Source organism: Campylobacter concisus, assembly GCF_003049735.1.
Taxonomy (GTDB): Bacteria; Campylobacterota; Campylobacteria; order Campylobacterales; family Campylobacteraceae; genus Campylobacter_A; species Campylobacter_A concisus_AN.
The window spans coordinates 381138-396819 of sequence record NZ_PIRM01000001.1 but is presented as its reverse complement, the minus strand read 5'-3'; the positions used below and the strand labels follow the sequence as shown (position 1 = coordinate 396819).

General features: G+C 35.8%; 20 protein-coding genes. 18 read left to right on the top strand and 2 right to left on the bottom strand.

Going from position 1 to position 15682, the window contains the following annotated elements; genetic code table 11:
• The first annotated feature begins 3 nt into the window (after nt 1-3).
• From CVS97_RS01970 to rplS, 14 genes are all read left to right on the top strand, one after another.
• Nucleotides 4-477 (top strand): DUF3972 domain-containing protein, encoded by a 474-nt coding sequence (locus CVS97_RS01970; protein ID WP_107784895.1) that lies wholly within the window; start codon nt 4-6, stop codon nt 475-477.
• 3 nt (nt 478-480) lie between these two features.
• Nucleotides 481-900: a GyrI-like domain-containing protein gene (locus CVS97_RS01965; RefSeq protein WP_107784894.1), complete on the top strand. Its 420-nt coding sequence runs from the start codon at nt 481-483 to the stop codon at nt 898-900.
• A 5-nt stretch (nt 901-905) separates the two neighbouring features.
• On the top strand, nt 906-2444 hold the full coding sequence (locus CVS97_RS01960; RefSeq protein WP_107784893.1) for an AbgT family transporter: 1539 nt from the start codon (nt 906-908) through the stop codon (nt 2442-2444).
• A gap of 18 nt (nt 2445-2462) precedes the next feature.
• The gene (glyQ, locus tag CVS97_RS01955; protein ID WP_021090594.1) at nt 2463-3323 is read left to right on the top strand and encodes a glycine--tRNA ligase subunit alpha; all 861 of its coding nucleotides are present in this window, start codon (nt 2463-2465) and stop codon (nt 3321-3323) included.
• A 6-nt stretch (nt 3324-3329) separates the two neighbouring features.
• On the top strand, nt 3330-4052 hold the full coding sequence (locus CVS97_RS01950; RefSeq protein ID WP_107784892.1) for a Nif3-like dinuclear metal center hexameric protein: 723 nt from the start codon (nt 3330-3332) through the stop codon (nt 4050-4052).
• A 16-nt stretch (nt 4053-4068) separates the two neighbouring features.
• Nucleotides 4069-4776, top strand: coding sequence for a zinc ribbon domain-containing protein (locus tag CVS97_RS01945; RefSeq protein ID WP_107784891.1), 708 nt, complete (start codon nt 4069-4071; stop codon nt 4774-4776).
• A gap of 8 nt (nt 4777-4784) precedes the next feature.
• Entirely contained in the window at nt 4785-5921 is a 1137-nt protein-coding gene (waaA, locus tag CVS97_RS01940) for a lipid IV(A) 3-deoxy-D-manno-octulosonic acid transferase (RefSeq protein WP_107784890.1), read from the top strand.
• A complete protein-coding gene (locus tag CVS97_RS01935) occupies nt 5918-6676 on the top strand; it encodes an RluA family pseudouridine synthase (RefSeq protein ID WP_107784889.1) in 759 nt (252 codons plus the stop codon). Before waaA ends, CVS97_RS01935 begins: the two co-directional genes overlap by 4 nt.
• 62 nt (nt 6677-6738) lie before the next feature.
• Nucleotides 6739-8079 (top strand): signal recognition particle protein, encoded by a 1341-nt coding sequence (ffh, locus tag CVS97_RS01930; protein WP_107784888.1) that lies wholly within the window; start codon nt 6739-6741, stop codon nt 8077-8079.
• 72 nt (nt 8080-8151) lie between these two features.
• Nucleotides 8152-8379, top strand: a complete 228-nt coding sequence (gene rpsP, locus CVS97_RS01925) for a 30S ribosomal protein S16 (RefSeq protein ID WP_009293992.1) — start codon at nt 8152-8154, stop codon at nt 8377-8379.
• Nucleotides 8379-8621, top strand: a complete 243-nt coding sequence (locus tag CVS97_RS01920) for a KH domain-containing protein (protein ID WP_072594183.1) — start codon at nt 8379-8381, stop codon at nt 8619-8621. The genes rpsP and CVS97_RS01920 overlap by 1 nt, the downstream gene beginning before the upstream one ends.
• Nucleotides 8614-9144: a ribosome maturation factor RimM gene (gene rimM / locus CVS97_RS01915; protein ID WP_107784887.1), complete on the top strand. Its 531-nt coding sequence runs from the start codon at nt 8614-8616 to the stop codon at nt 9142-9144. Before CVS97_RS01920 ends, rimM begins: the two co-directional genes overlap by 8 nt.
• Nucleotides 9141-9833, top strand: a complete 693-nt coding sequence (trmD, locus tag CVS97_RS01910; RefSeq protein WP_107784886.1) for a tRNA (guanosine(37)-N1)-methyltransferase TrmD — start codon at nt 9141-9143, stop codon at nt 9831-9833. The genes rimM and trmD overlap by 4 nt, the downstream gene beginning before the upstream one ends.
• Nucleotides 9834-9841: 8 nt before the next feature.
• Complete coding sequence (gene rplS, locus CVS97_RS01905; RefSeq protein ID WP_021090978.1) at nt 9842-10198, top strand: 50S ribosomal protein L19; 357 nt, start codon at nt 9842-9844, stop codon at nt 10196-10198.
• Nucleotides 10199-10366: 168 nt separating this feature from the next.
• Here rplS and CVS97_RS01900 read toward each other — a convergent pair whose 3' ends face one another.
• Entirely contained in the window at nt 10367-11065 is a 699-nt protein-coding gene (locus CVS97_RS01900) for a CorA family divalent cation transporter (protein WP_107784885.1), read from the bottom strand.
• Nucleotides 11055-12185, bottom strand: coding sequence for a tRNA guanosine(34) transglycosylase Tgt (tgt, locus tag CVS97_RS01895; RefSeq protein WP_107784884.1), 1131 nt, complete (start codon nt 12183-12185; stop codon nt 11055-11057). The genes CVS97_RS01900 and tgt overlap by 11 nt, the downstream gene beginning before the upstream one ends.
• A 79-nt stretch (nt 12186-12264) precedes the next feature.
• Here tgt and CVS97_RS01890 point away from each other — a divergent pair, with 79 nt between their 5' ends.
• From CVS97_RS01890 to CVS97_RS01875, 4 genes are read left to right on the top strand one after another with little or no spacing between them, the layout of a single operon-like run.
• Nucleotides 12265-13371 (top strand): MlaE family ABC transporter permease, encoded by a 1107-nt coding sequence (locus tag CVS97_RS01890; RefSeq protein WP_107784883.1) that lies wholly within the window; start codon nt 12265-12267, stop codon nt 13369-13371.
• Nucleotides 13368-14108, top strand: coding sequence for an ABC transporter ATP-binding protein (locus tag CVS97_RS01885; RefSeq protein WP_107784882.1), 741 nt, complete (start codon nt 13368-13370; stop codon nt 14106-14108). Before CVS97_RS01890 ends, CVS97_RS01885 begins: the two co-directional genes overlap by 4 nt.
• The gene (locus CVS97_RS01880) at nt 14109-15041 is read left to right on the top strand and encodes an MlaD family protein (RefSeq protein ID WP_087577005.1); all 933 of its coding nucleotides are present in this window, start codon (nt 14109-14111) and stop codon (nt 15039-15041) included. It abuts the gene before it with no gap.
• Nucleotides 15038-15598 (top strand): ABC-type transport auxiliary lipoprotein family protein, encoded by a 561-nt coding sequence (locus CVS97_RS01875; protein ID WP_107784881.1) that lies wholly within the window; start codon nt 15038-15040, stop codon nt 15596-15598. The genes CVS97_RS01880 and CVS97_RS01875 overlap by 4 nt, the downstream gene beginning before the upstream one ends.
• Nucleotides 15599-15682: the final 84 nt, after the last annotated feature.

The window sequence follows — 15682 nt, the reverse complement described above, 5'->3', positions numbered from 1 at the left end:
GCGGTGCAGACCTATCTTGGTGTTGATGAATTTTGCAAACTTGTGCACTTGGAGCGTGAAGTTATCGAAGATATGATAAATCGTGGCGTTTTGAAAACCAAAGAGGAAAATGGAGAAATTTTGATAGAAGCGAGCGAAGGAACGATGAGCGTGGTGCCTAGTGTTTCGCAAAATTTATCTATGCAACCGCAAGGCCAAGATGGTATCAGCTTTGTTGAAAAGACGATTGGAACGATATTAAATTTACACGAAAAGGTGCTTGACGCAAAAGATGAGACGCTTGAAACCTTAAGAAATGAGAATAAATTTTTAAAAGAGGCGCTCATTTCGATGCAAGAGCTCTATGACGAAGATAGAAAAACGGTCGAAACGCTTACAAAACAGCTTAAAATTTTACAAGATGAAGTTGAATTTTTAAAGCGAAAATATAAGCTCATGTGGAACCAAGCGGTTGAAAATTTTAACGGACAAAAGTAGTTTATGAAGATTATAAATTTAGAAGATAGCTTTGAAATTTACGGAGTAAAAACTCGCACTAAAAATGAAGATGAAATAGGCAGCAAGGGTAAAATTCCAGCTTTATGGTCTAAATTTATGAGTGAGTACTATGATGGCAAAAGTGAAATTTATAGCGTTTACTGCAACTATGAAAGCGATCTGAATGGATATTACGATAACTTCATCGGCACAAGATCAAGCCACAAAAGTGATGAAATTCTAGGGATAAAAAGTGGCAAATATGCCGTTTTTACTTTTGCAAGAGAGCCGCAAAACGTAGGAAAATTTTGGGGTAAAATTTGGAAGTATTTTGAAAGTAGTGAGCTAAAAAGAGCCTATGAAACAGATTTTGAGCTTTACGGCAGCGACGAGATAAAAATTTTTATATCTATTTTAGGTTAGAAAAAATGAATAAAAAAAATAATAGTTCAATCTTAAGTTTTATTGAAAATTTTGGTAACAAATTACCGAATCCAACTATGCTTTTTATATATCTTTCGATTATTACGATAATAATATCGTTTGTGTTAGAAAAGATGGGCGTTGGTGTAAGCTATCAGGCTATCAAAGACGGACAAATATCACAGCTTAATGCAAATGTTATAAATTTGCTTTCTGCTGATAGTCTTAGATCTTTTGTTTCGTCTGTGCTTAAAAATTTTACTAATTTTTATCCTTTGGGAGTAGTTTTTGCGATTATTCTAGGTATTGGTATTGCAGACAAGTCTGGACTTTTGTCGGCACTTATGACAAAGATTGCCTTAAAATCTTCCAAAATATGGGTAACTCCAATCGTTATTTTCCTTGGCGTAATGTCAAATGTTGCTTCCTCGGTTGGCTATGTTGTGCTAATTCCGCTTGGAGCTATTTTATTTGCTGGATTTGGTCGTCATCCAATTGCTGGATTAGCTGCTGCTTTTGCTGGTGTTAGTGGTGGCTGGTCGGCAAATTTATTAATCGGTACAAACGACCCTATGTTTGCGGCATTTTCTATGCAAGCAGCTAGCGTGTTAAATCCAGATTATGTAGTGTTAGCAACTGCAAATTGGTATTTTATGATCGCTTCGACATTTTTGATCGTATTTGTTGGCTGGTTTGTAACAGATAAAATCGTAGAGCCTAGGCTTGGCAAATTTGATTTTTTGGGTGATTTTAGCTTACAAGAGCATAGTGAGATAAGTGCAGAGCAAAAACGTGGCTTAAAATTTTCACTAATAGCGTTGATTGTTTTTGTGATTTTATTGCTTGTGGCTATTTTGCCTTCTGGCTCTTTATTTGGAGCAAAAGGCAATGAAAGCTTTATGAAATCTACTTTTATGCATTCTATTGTCGTTTTTATGATGTTACTTTTTATAGTGGTAGGCGTAGCTTACGGTGTAGGCGCCAGGAGTATAAAAAGCAGTAATGATGCCATAAAATTTATGGAACAATCTATCTCTGAGCTATCAGGATTTTTGGTTTTGATATTTTTTGCAGCTCAGTTTACATATCTTTTTAATACCTCAAATATTGGGCTAGTGCTTTCTATTAAAGGTTCTATTTTTCTAAAAGAAGTCGGATTAACTGGACTTAGCCTTATTATAGTTTTTATTTTCTTGATCGCTTTTATAAATTTATTTATAGCTGTTGATTCTGCAAAGTGGGCTATGATGGCTCCGATTTTTGTACCAATGTTTATGAACCTTGGACTCTCGCCAGAACTTACACAGGCTGCTTTTAGAATAGGCGACTCTACTACAAATATCATAACGCCTTTGATGCCATTTTTTGTTTTGATAGTAGCTTTTATGCAAAAATACAATAAAGAGTTAAAAATCGGATCAGTAGTTTCTATTATGCTTCCTTATACGGTTGCATTTTTGATTTCTTGGACAGCGCTAATGTCATTTTGGTACATTTTTGATCTACCACTAGGACCTGGCGCAGTTATACACTATGTAAAGTAAAATTTTAAAAGGAAAGCAATGACATTTTCACAAATAATACTAACCCTTCAAAACTATTGGCAGGAGCAAGGTTGCGTTATACTTCAGCCATACGATATGCCAGCGGGCGCGGGCACCTATCATCAGGCGACTTTTTTAAGGAGCCTCGGACCAAAGCCGTGGGCGACTGCATATGTAGCTCCAAGCCGCCGTCCGACTGATGGCAGATACGGCGAAAACCCAAACCGCCTAGGAGCTTATTATCAGTTTCAAGTACTCATAAAACCAAGCCCAGAAAATATCCAAGAGCTTTATCTAAAAAGCCTTGAAAAACTTGGGTTAAATTTAAAAGATCATGATATACGCTTTGTCGAGGATAACTGGGAGAGTCCGACTCTGGGCGCTTGGGGGCTAGGCTGGGAGGTCTGGCTAGATGGCATGGAAGTGACTCAGTTTACGTATTTTCAACAAGTGGGCGGTATCGCATGCGAGCTGATCTCTGGTGAAATAACATACGGTCTTGAGCGTTTGGCCATGTATCTACAAGATGTAAATAGCGTCTACGACATCGTTTGGGACGACAGGGATGGAAACATCGTAACCTATGCCGACGTTCACAAACAAGGTGAGTACGAGTGGAGTAAATATAACTTTGAAGTAGCAAATGTAGATATGCTTTTTAACCAGTTTGAAAACGCATTTAACGAGTGCAAACGCTGCTTAGAGGCTAAAATTTCACTGCCAGCTTACGACTACTGCATGCTTGCGGCTCACACATTTAACGTCCTTGATGCGCGTGGGGCGATAAGTGTTACACAAAGGCAAGACTACATCCTAAAAATCCGCGAGCTGGCCAAAGAGTGTGCGCTAACTTATAAAGAGAGCCTGGAACAAAAGTAAAATTTGATGAAAATAGCTGAAATTTATAAAATTTTAGATGAAATTTGCCCATTTGCGAGCCAAGAGTCTTGGGACAATAGTGGCCTACAAGTTGGCTCATTTGATAGCGAATTTGAGCGAATTTATATGAGTCTTGATTTAGATAGCGAACTTTTGCAAAATGTCTTGCCAAATTCGCTTATTATCACTCACCATCCGCTCATTTTTAAGGGGTTAAAAAGCCTAGACTACAGCCTTTATCCAAGCTCACTCATAAGAGAGATGATGATAAAAAATATCTCGCTCATCTCGCTTCATACAAATGCCGACCTTGCTTTTTTAAATGAAAAATTTGTGACGCAGGTTTTGGGGCTTGAAATTTCAAGCAAAGAGAGCTTTTTGATCTACTCTGATGTGAAGATGAAATTTAGCGAGCTTTGCAAATTTGTAAAAGAAAAACTTGGGCTAGAAAATTTAAGAGTGACTTATGCAAAAGATGAAATTTCTAAAATTTGTATCTGTACAGGAAGTGGCGGAGATCTCATCCAAGATGTCAAAGCAGACGCCTTTTTAACAGGCGATCTAAAATATCACCAAGCTCTTTATGCAAAGGAAAACGGGCTAAATTTAATCGATATAAATCACTATGAAAGTGAACGTTATTTTGGTGATTTTTTAGCAAAATATTTGCAAAATCTGAAAATTGAAGTTATAATACGCAATTCCAAAAATCCATTTACATATTGCTAACAAAAAAGGAAACATTATGAATAAATACTTACAACAATTAGTTGAATTATCTGACCTTGATAAACAAATAGATGGCTTTATACCACGCATTCAGGATATAGAAAAGGCTTATAAAAATATAGAAGAAGAGTGCGAAACCATAACGGTTAATATAGAAAGACTAGATGAAGAGGTAAATGACTTAAAGTCTCAAAAATCAGGCACAAATGCTCATATTGCTGAGTTTAGTGCAAAGATAAAAGATGTAGCTAAAAAAAGCTCAAGTGCAAAAAGCGAAAAGGAGATAAAAGCTCTAAGTCTTGAAGAGGATATTGCAAAAGAGCAACTTGAGGCTGCAAATGAAGAGATTGCTAGACTTGAGAAGCTAATAGATAGTAAAAATAGTCAAAAAGATGAGCTTGGTGCAAAAAAAGCTGAACTTGAAGAGAATTTAAAAAATATAAAAAGCAAAACTTCATCTGAGCTTGAAAATATCGAAAAAGAACGTAAAGAAGTTTATGCTAAAAAAGACAAGCTTATCGCCACTATGAATCAAAAAATTCTCGCATTTTATGAAAAAATTAGAAAATGGGCTCATAACACAGCTGTTGTTCCTGTAAAAAAACAAGCTTGTTATGGTTGTTTTATGCAGATAAATGACAAAACTTTCTCTGCTGTTATCAAGGGCGAAGATATCGTTACATGTCCACATTGTGGCAGAATTTTGTATAAACAAGAGCAATAACACATTTCGTGATAATAATATATTACTTTCTAGCCTCAATACTCTATCTATTTGGGGCTATCTTTTTATTTTTTTTAAGTTTTAAAAAAAAATATCACAAGTCGGTTCCGGCACGTTTTTTTCTATTTAATAATCCTAAATTTCAAGATGCAGATGTGCATTTTCAAGCTTGTTCATTTGGCGAGGTGCAAGCACTCAAACCTTTGATGCAAAAATTTGATAGTAAAGCTATAAGTGTGGTGACAAATACAGGCTTTGAAGCGGCAAGCAAAATTTGCTCTAACACTAGATTTTTACCATTTGAAATTTTCTTACCATTTTGGCTAAAAAAGAGCAAAATTTTAGTCATTTTTGAGGCAGAGCTTTGGCTTATGCTAGTTTTCATGGCAAAGCTAAAAGGCAGCCGTGTGATACTGATAAACGCTAGAATTTCAGATAGAAGCTATAAAAGTTATTTAAAATTTGGCTTTTTTTATAGATATCTTTTTAAATTTATAGACAAAATTTACACCCAAAGTGAGCTTGATAAAGAGAGGCTAAAGTCGCTTGGAGCAGGCAAAATAGAGGTCGTTGGCAACATAAAAGCTGCGTTTTTGCCAAGTGTGAGTAAAATTTATGAAAAGCCAAAAGCTAGAGTGATCGTACTAGCAAGCACGCATGCGGGCGAAGAAGAGATGATTTTAGAAAATTTAAATTTAAAAGAAAACGATCTTTTAATTATCGCACCACGCCATCCTGAGAGATTTGCAGATGTTGAAAAGATAGCAAGCGAGTACGCTAAAAAGCATGATGTTAGCTTTGCTAAATTTAGTAAAACACATAATTTTAAAGCAAAGGTAAATTTGCTTGACACTTTAGGCGAGCTTGTAAATGTTTATGCTATTAGCGATATAGTCGTGCTTGGAGGTAGTTTTGTGCCAAATATCGGCGGGCATAACCCAATCGAGTGTGCGCAATTTAATCCAGTGGTAATTAGTGGAGAGTTTATATTTAACCAAAAGGCGTTATTTAGCCTAGTTGAAAACATCTATATCGCAAAGGCTAGCGAGATAGGCGGCATAATAGATAGTGGCGCCAAAAAGAGCAGAATAGCTGTGCAAGCAAGCGCTGATGCGATCATAGAAGACATAAGGAGCACTTTATGAGTGAAGAAAAAGCGTATAAAATTTTAGCCAAACAAAAAAATATCTCAAACAACGAGGCAAAGGAGCTAATTGACAGCGGCCTAGTTTATGCCAAAGGGCAAAAGGTGATGATAGCTCGTGCTTTGATGAGTGAAAATACTAAATTTAGCGTCGAGGAGATGCCAAAGCCAAGTGTTATTTTTGAAGATGAAAATTTAATAGCCATTAGCAAACCAGCTGTCATAACTAGCGAAAAAATCAGCCAAATGTGTAAATTTCCACTCCTTCACAGACTCGATAAGGATACAAGCGGCGTACTGCTTCTTGTAAAAAATGACGAATTTGCTAGCCTTGCCATAAATGAGTTTAAAAAGATGAAGGTTGAGAAAATTTATGTGGCCGCAGTTAGGGGCATTATGAGTGAAGAAGTGGTTGTAAATGAGCCTATCTTAACGATAAAAAATAAAAATGGCGCCATTTCAAAGATATCAAAAGACGGTAAAGAAGCGATCAGTGAAATTTTGCCTCTCATGGTTGTTGGCAAAAAAACGCTGGTAAAAGTCGCCATAAAAACAGGCAGAACGCACCAGATAAGAGTGCATTTGGCTAGCTTAAATTTACCTATTGTTGGCGATGAGAAATACGGCAAAAATAGGGCAAATAGAATGTTCTTGCATGCTTATTCTATCGCTCTTTTAAACTATAAATTTAAAGCGCCAATCCCAAAAGAATTTAACTCTCTTGGATTTGAGCTGTCTAATAAATTTGAAATTTAAAGAGCAATAAAGAAATTATTTAGTAATATACGCCCTTTAATAACAACTTAGAAAGGTGATTAGTGTTCGAACAAATTAGCGAGTCTTTTAGATTAGCCGTTAGCAAGATACGTTTTGTAGATGACGAAAAAGCTCTAAAAAACGCACTTGATGTGCTTAAAAAAGCTCTTTTAAAAGCTGATGTTCACCATAAAGTCACCAAAGATCTACTCGCGTCTATCGAAAGCGAACTAAAGCAAACTGGCGTAGGCCAAAAGAATTTCTTAGATGCGATAAAGTCAAATTTAACGACTATCTTAACAGCTCCTGGCAACCAAGGCTTTGTCTATGCGCCAGTTGCACCGACCATTGTTTTGATGGCTGGTTTGCAAGGTAGCGGTAAAACAACGACAACTATCAAGCTTGCAAACTACCTAAAACTAAGAAAGAAAAAAGTTTTAGTTGCGGCTTGTGACTTGCAAAGATTAGCGGCGGTTGAGCAGCTAAGACAGCTCTGCGTTGCAAACGAGATCGATCTTTTTTATATAGAAAACGAAAATAATCCTATAAAAGTAGCAAAAGAAGCGCTAGAAAAAGCAAAAAGTGGTCTTTATGATGTGCTTTTAGTGGATACCGCAGGTCGTCTCGCGATCGATGAAAAGTTGATGCAAGAGATAAAAGATGTAAAAAATGCGATAAATCCACATGAAATTTTCTACGTAGCTGACGCTATGAGTGGACAAGATGCCGTAAAAACAGCTACAAGTTTTAATGAAATTTTAGGAATTTCTGGAGTTATCCTTTCTAAATTTGACTCTGACTCAAAAGGTGGCGTAGCTATTAGTATTGCAAAACAGCTAAATATTCCACTTAGATTTGTCGGCACCGGCGAGAAAGTAGCTGATATCGAGAGTTTTATACCAGACCGCATTGTAAGCCGTATAATGGGTGAGGGTGACTTAGCTACTTTGGTAGAGAAAACATCGACTATTATCGATGAAAAAGAGGCAAAACGCCTAAATCAAAAGATAAAAAAAGGTCAGTTTAACTTTAATGACTTTTTAGATCAAATGGAAAGCGTTAAAAAGCTTGGTAGTATGAAGTCTTTGATGGGGATGATACCTGGTCTTTCAAATATTGCAAATCAAATAAAAGATATAGATCTTGATAATTCAAAAGAAATTTTACATATTAAGGCTATGATAAACTCTATGACGCAAAAAGAGCGTGAAAATCCTGAACTTTTGAATAATAGTAGAAAAAGACGTTTATCGGCTGGTTCTGGACTTTCTCAGATAGAGGTAAATCGATTTTTAAAGCAGTTTGAAAATGCCTCAAAACTTGCTAAGAAATTTTCAGGAAAAGGTGGAGCAAAAGGACTTACAAATATGCTTTCTCAAGTAAATTTTAAAAGACCTGTTTGATAAAAGGGTTTAAATTTGGATATTTGTTATCCAAATTTAAGCTTTATTTAAAAACAAGAGGAGAAATATAATATGGCAACAGTAGTAAGACTAACAAGAATGGGACGTAAGAAAAGACCTTTTTATCGTATAGTTGTTACAGATAGCAGGAAAAGACGTGATAGTGGCTGGATAGAAAGTATTGGCTATTACAATCCTATGGTTGAGCCAAATGTTATAAATTTCAACAAAGAGAGATTAGATTACTGGAAAAGCGTTGGTGCTAAACTTAGCGATAGAGTTGCACAAATTACAAAATAATGGTTAAAAATTTTTTATACGAATATGCCAAGTTGATTGCTGATTTTCCTGATAAAGTAAGTGTTGATCGTCAGGAACTTGGTGAAAATTTTGCTGAGATAATTATAAGTGCCGATAAGGTTGATACAGGAAAACTTATCGGTAAAGATGGCAAAATGATAAACGCTATAAAGACCGTTATTATTGGTTGTAAAGCCAAAGATAATACAAGCTATAGAGTAACGGTAAAAGCTATTGAATAGTGATATTGTTGAAGTCGCTACCATCGGAAGATGTGTTGGTTTAAATGGCTACTTAAAGCTTCACAATAAGAGCGACTTCCCAGAACAGTTTAAAAAAGGTGCAACTTTTTTTGACAAAAACAATGATCAGCTGACCATAAAAGACTACAATAGACAAAAAGAGCTGGTTTTGTTTGAAAATTTTGATAACTTAGATCTTGCTAAAACGCTTGTAAATAGAACTATATATACCACAAAAGAGCTTACTAGAAAAAAATGTAAACTAAAAAAAGATGAATTTTTTCAGTTTGATATTATTGGATTAAAAGTTATAGAAAGTGGTGAAATTTTGGGTATTGTAGAAGATATCCAAGATAATTTTGCAAATTCACTTTTATACATAAAAACTGATGAAGAGCTTACCTTGGGTGGTAAACCAAAGAATTTTTACGTTCCATATTTGGAGCATTTTATCGAAAGCGTAAATTTGGATAGTGGAGAGATTTTGGTAAAAGGCGCTAGAGCCATTTTAGAAAATTCATGACATTTACGTTTATTACACTTTTTGAAAATTTAGTTAAACCTTATTTTTGTGATTCTATTTTGAAACGTGCGATTAGCAATAAATTTATCGAAATTAATTTTATAAATCCAAGAAATTTTACCAAAGATAAGCATAATAAAGTTGATGATTATATGATCGGAGGCGGAGCAGGGCTTTTGATGTTTCCACAGCCTTTGGATGAGTCGATCAAATTTCTAAAAGAAAAAGATAAAAATGCTCATGTGATATTTTTAACGCCAGCTGGCAAAAAATTTAGTCAAAATGATGCAAAGAGGCTTTCTAAAAAAGATCACATTTGTTTTGTTTGCAGTAGATATGAAGGGCTGGATGAGAGAGTTGTTGAGCTTTGGGCGGACGAAGTTTTTTGTATAGGTGATTTTATTTTAACTGGTGGAGAGCTGCCTGCACTTTGTATGAGCGACGCAATATCAAGAAATATACCTGGAGTTTTAGGAAACGATATGAGCCTTGAAGTTGAGAGTTTTGAGGATAATTTGCTTGAAGCTCCATCTTTTACAAAGCCTGATAATTTTAGATCAATCTTTGTGGTTTCAGAGTTTTTAAAGGGTAACCATGCTAAAATCCACACTTTAAAAAATAAGATGGCTCACTGCAAAACAAGGTTCTTTCGCCCTGATTTATATCAAAAGCTTAAGCCACATAAATAAGGAAAAACATGAGAAATAAATACATTGAAGCATTTGAAAATGCTCAAATTGCTAGTAAAAATATTCCTGACTTCCGTGCAGGAGATACATTGCGTGTTGCTACTCGTATCCACGAAGGCGATAAAACTAGAATTCAAAATTTTGAAGGTATTTGTATAGCTAGACGTGGTAGCGGTACCGGCGAAACATTTATCATTAGAAAAATTGGCGCTAATAGTGTTGGCGTTGAGAGAATTTTCCCAATTTTTAGTGATTCTATCGAAGAGATAAAGGTTCTTAGAAAAGGTCGTGTTAGAAGGGCTAAATTATTCTATCTACGTGACCTTCGTGGCAAAGCTGCTAAGATCCGCGAACTTAGAAAATAATTTTACTATCTGTCCTGATGTCTATTCAGGACTTTTAACTTTTCTTTAAATCCATTTTTTTTCTTAAATATTTTTATCTTTTTTAATATTAATAAAAATCTATTTATTTTTATTGTTTTTACCACTAGGCTATAAAAATTTAAAATATATACTAAATTTATTTATTTTCTACTTTTTCTTATTCGTGTACCAAAACAAAAAAGAAGTACAACAAAGAATTACTCCAAGCATTATTGATACAACTATTATAGTGGCATTTTTAGTTTCATTAAATGGCAAGCCTTGTGTATTCATGCCAAAAAACCCAGTTATCAGATTTAATGGTAGCATTACAGCTGATATCATTGTTAAAATGTAAATGTTTTGATTGATTTTGTCATTTTTTATACTTTGTATAAATGTATAAATATCATCGATTCTGCAGGCATATTCATTGGCCATTGTTCTAAAAACATTTGCCTCATGAGTACTATTTTTAAGCTCTTTTTTTAAATTTTGTTGCTCACTTTGACAAATCGAAAGGGTTTCATAAAAATGAGATATCTTGTTTTGAAATTTTCTAATCTCATATTTTAAAAAGTGGTGTCTTTTGATAAATTTATTAAAGTTTTTTCGACTAGCGTAAATTTTTTCATACTCGTTTAGTTCTTCTTGATGTTCTAAAATTTTGTTTGCATATTCATTACATAGTTTTTTAAGAGCCGCTTCAAACTCGTTTTTATCGCATTCGTGATCAAAATCTTCTTTGTAAATTTTGCCATTTTTAAATAAAAATTTATAGCTTTGCTTTTGTGTGAAAGAAACAAGCAAAATATAGTCGTATTCATCGCCATAAAAATATCCACAAACTGAACTTTTATAGCTCATTTTTTACCCTTTTAGCATAAAAATTTTTCTTAAATTTGGCAAATTCGCCTCTTTCTATTGCCTCTCTCATCTCTTTCATCAAATTTAGATAGTAGTGCAGGTTGTGAAGGCTTGCTAGCCTAAAAAATGTGAGCTCTCTTGCCTTAAAAAGGTGATTTAGATAGCCTCTGGAGTAGCGTTTGCAGGTATAGCACTGACACTGCGGGTCAATTGGCGCGTGGTCGTTTATAAATTTAGCTGATTTTATATTTATCTTGCCAAAGCTAGTAAAGAGCGTGCCGTTTCTTGCGTTTCTTGTTGGCATGACGCAGTCAAACATATCAACGCCTCGCTCCACGTTTTCTACGAGATCCTCTGGCGTGCCAACGCCCATTAGATAACGCGGCCTTAGCTCATCCATAAATGGCATAACCGCCTCAACAGTGTCATACATCGCCTCGTTGCTCTCGCCAACGCTTAGTCCTCCTATTGCAAGGCCATCAAATGACAGCTCATTTAAAGCTTCGGCGCAAAATTTACGTGCCTCATAATCAGTGCCTCCTTGAACGATGCCAAAGATGTTTTGCTCTAAGCCAACGCCTTTACTTTGCATAAATTTATGATAATCAATCGCCTCTTTTGCCCATTTTATCGTTCGCTTTATGCTTAGATCGATCCTCTTTGGCTCAGCAGGTAGGGCAACCAAATCATCAAGTATCATCATAATGTCGCTACCTAGATCGTATTGCGTATCAAGAACGGACTTTGGCGTAAAATAGTGCGTGCTGCCGTCGATGTGGCTTTTAAATTTTATCCCACCATCATCGTTTTTAGTGTTTGACCTAAGCGAAAATGCCTGAAATCCACCGCTATCTGTTAAAAAAGAGCGCTCAAACTTAGAAAATCCATGAAGCCCGCCAAACTCGCGCACGACCTTGCTTCCGGGGCGCAGATACATGTGGTAGGTGTTCGCTAAGATTATCTTTGCGTCTAAAATTTCACTCATATCAAAGGCGTCTAAGCTTTTAACCGCACCAACCGTGCCAACTGGCATGAAAACTGGCGTTTGTATAACGCTATGGGCAGTTGTTAGGATACCACGCCTTGCATTTCCATCTTTTTTTATAACTTCAAATTTCATCTAAATCCTTAAAATTTTTGATTTTTTATTTTAACAAAATTTATAATATAATCCAGAAATTTTAAGGCAAAGGAACTTTTTGCAAAATAAAAATGATGTCATTTTTGTAGTGGCAAATGGCGCTCAGACTATAAAATTTATAGGTGAGTTTAGCTATAAAGACGCAAAAAATTTACAAAGCATTTTTAAAAAAATCCAAAAACTTAGTGGCAGTATTAAATTTGACTTTAGCGAGCTAAAAAGTATTGATTATGCTATTTTAATCCTTTTAAGAAATGCACTAAATGGTAAGAAATTTGAGATCATTACAAATGATGAGAAGATAAAGGCGATGGGTGATCTTTTAAATGATGAAAAGATTGATTTTAACTATATGCCGCCGCACAATAGTCTAAATTTCTTCTCACGACTCGGTGAAAAAATTTGTGAAGGTTTTGTGAATTTAGCTGAGTTTGGCACGTTCTTGGGCGAATTTTTAATAAAAAGCGTAAAAATTTTATTTAATCCAGCCAGTCTTAGATTTAGGGAATTTAGTAACTATATAAAAGATGGCGGCGTAAATGCCGTTTTTATCGTATCCCTCACCGCTTTTTTGATAGGTGTTGTGCTTGCCTATCTTGGCAGTGCGATGCTTGCAAGCTTTGGGGCAAGTATATTTATAGTAGAGATCATGGGTATGCTAACGCTTAGAGAGGTGGCCCCACTCATCGCTGCTATCGTCATCGCGGGTAGATCAGCCTCTAGTTTTACTGCTCAAATTGGCGCTATGAAGCTAACCGAAGAGATAGACGCGATGAAGACGATGGGCTTTGAGCCATTTAACTTCTTGGTGCTGCCACGCATCATTGCCATGGTACTTTGCGTGCCTGTCATTATCTTTATAGCTGACGCGATAAGTATCTTAGGGCAGATGATTATTTGCCAAACGATACTTGATATCAGCTTTAGCGACTATCTAAATAGATTTCGCGAGATGGTTGAGCTTAGGCACTTTGCTGTTGGCATGATAAAAGCTCCATTTTTTGGCGCAGTAATAGCAATAATTGGCTGCATGAGGGGATTTGGTGTGAGTCAAAATGCCCAAAGCCTTGGAGCAATGACAACAGTTAGCGTCGTAAATGCGATATTTTGGGTTATCGCGCTTGATGCGTTTTTCGCGATAATTTTTATGTGGCTAAAGATATGAACGAGATAATAGTTGGAAAAAACATAACGACAAGTTATGGCGATAAGATAATGCACGATAATGTAAGCTGGAGCGTAAAAGAGGCAGAAATTTACGGCTTTTTAGGCGGTAGTGGCGCTGGTAAAACGACGCTTATGAAGACGATGATATATCTAAAAAAGCCAAGCGAGGGCGATATATTTTTTGACGGTGTCAATATGTGGAAAGGTAGTCAAGAGGAGCAGCAAGAGATTAAGCTAAAAAGTGGGACGATGTTTCAGTTTGGCGCACTTTATAGCTCGATGACGATCCTTGATAATGTGGGCGTTTTGCTTCATGAGTACTCTAAATTTAACAAACGTCAGATCGATGAGATAGCGATGTTTTGGATACAAAAAGTAGGGCTAAAAAAAGAGGTATCTATGCTTTATCCAAGCGAGCTAAGTGGCGGTATGAAAAAGCGTGCCGCGCTAGCAAGAGCCTTGGTGCTAAGCCCTAGGGTGCTATTTTTAGATGAGCCAAACAGCGGCCTCGATCCAGTTAGCTCACGCCAGATGGATGCACTCATAAAAGAGCTTCGTGATAGCATCGGCGTGACTGTTGTCATGGTGACTCATGATGCTGATAGTATTTTTGATATTTTGGATAGATTTTTGATAATAGATAACAAAAAAATAGCTTTTGAGGGAAATATAAAAGAGCTTGAATATCTTAAAAACAACCCACTTGAAGAGCTATTTAAAATGAGGAAAAAGTAGATGGAAAATAGAAATTCTTATACTATTGTTGGCATGTTTTTTATGGCTTGCCTTACAGCATTTGCGATATTTATTTGGTGGATGACTAGCAAAAATAATACAAAGGTTGATTTTAAAGAGTACTACATCCACACGACTGAGCTACCAAGCGGTCTAAAGGTCGATTCTACGGTTAAATTTATCGGTGTGCCAGCTGGAAGTGTTAGTGATATAAATTTTGTCGATGATAAAAACGCTCTTATAAACATCACAATGAAAATTAGAGAAGATCTGCCGATAAAGGCCGATAGCGTGGCAAGTATAGAAGTTCAGGCTATTAGCGGTGTTGCTAGTATAAATATAAGCCGTGGAACAAAAGACTTTACATCAGGTCAAAAGCCTATTTTGCAGCTTGAAGAGAGCCTCTTTTCAAAGCTTGGAAACAACGCTGAAAACATCACCTTAAAGATAAATCAAACACTTGATAAAGTCGATAACTTTTTCTCGCCTGAAAATATTGCTCACGTAGAGTCAGTCCTTAAAAATATTGATAAATTTACACAAGTTTTAACAGACGAAGAGGGATTAAGCGAGGTTGATAGTATCGTTAAAAATGTGAAAAATTTTACAGACACTTTAAACAAAACCGATACAAAAGAACTGGTTAAAAATTTAAACAGACTAATCTCAAATGCGAACCAAGTTTTTGTATCGGCAAATTCGGCCATCACTGGATATAATTCGCTGCAAGAGCTTATCACTAAAAAGGCTAAAGATGGTGAATACGACCTTAGAAATACAGTTGGGCCGTTATTAAGAGAAGCGAGTGATTTTTTAAATGGATTTGACAAGACGCTTCGCGAATTTAGAGGCGCGCTTCAAAGGCTTGAAGACAATCCTTACGAGTTTTTCTTCACAAATCCAGTGCCAAATGACAAAGGAGATAAAAAATGAGAAATTTGATATGTATAGCAGCTACTTTTTTCTTTCTTGGCTGCTCCCTAAAGACAGATGTACCAGTTGCAACGATGTATGAAATTCACTATTCGAACAAGGCTTGCTCGGCTGAAAACAAGCAAAAAGAGCTAAAAAATGTCTTCATCGAAAATGTAAGCGCTCTTGATATGGTCGATACTAGAAAAATTTTGATCGTAGCTGAAAATAATAAAATCAGATATCTAACAGATGCTAAATTTGTCTCTGAGCCAAGCGAAATGGTTTATAAATCGCTTGTAAAAGGGCTTTATTCAAATTGTGCTGCTAAGCCGATATTTTCACCAAATGCAAAAGATCTTAGACTAAAAGTAAGCATCATCTCTCTTCAAATAAGAGGCGACAAGGCCGAAGTTTCGCTAGCTTATGAGCTGTTTAATGCAAACACTTCGCTAAAATCAGGCATGATCACAAAAGAAATTTTTTGTCCAGATCCAAGCTCAAGTACTATTTTTGATACTATAAATAAGGCTACAAATTTAGCAATCGATACACTAATCTCTGAAATAATCTCTTAAATTTTCTTGGCTGTAAATTTTAAATTTATAGCCAAAATAGCTTATTTTAAAGACCTTTTGTTATAATGTGAGCTTTAAAATACG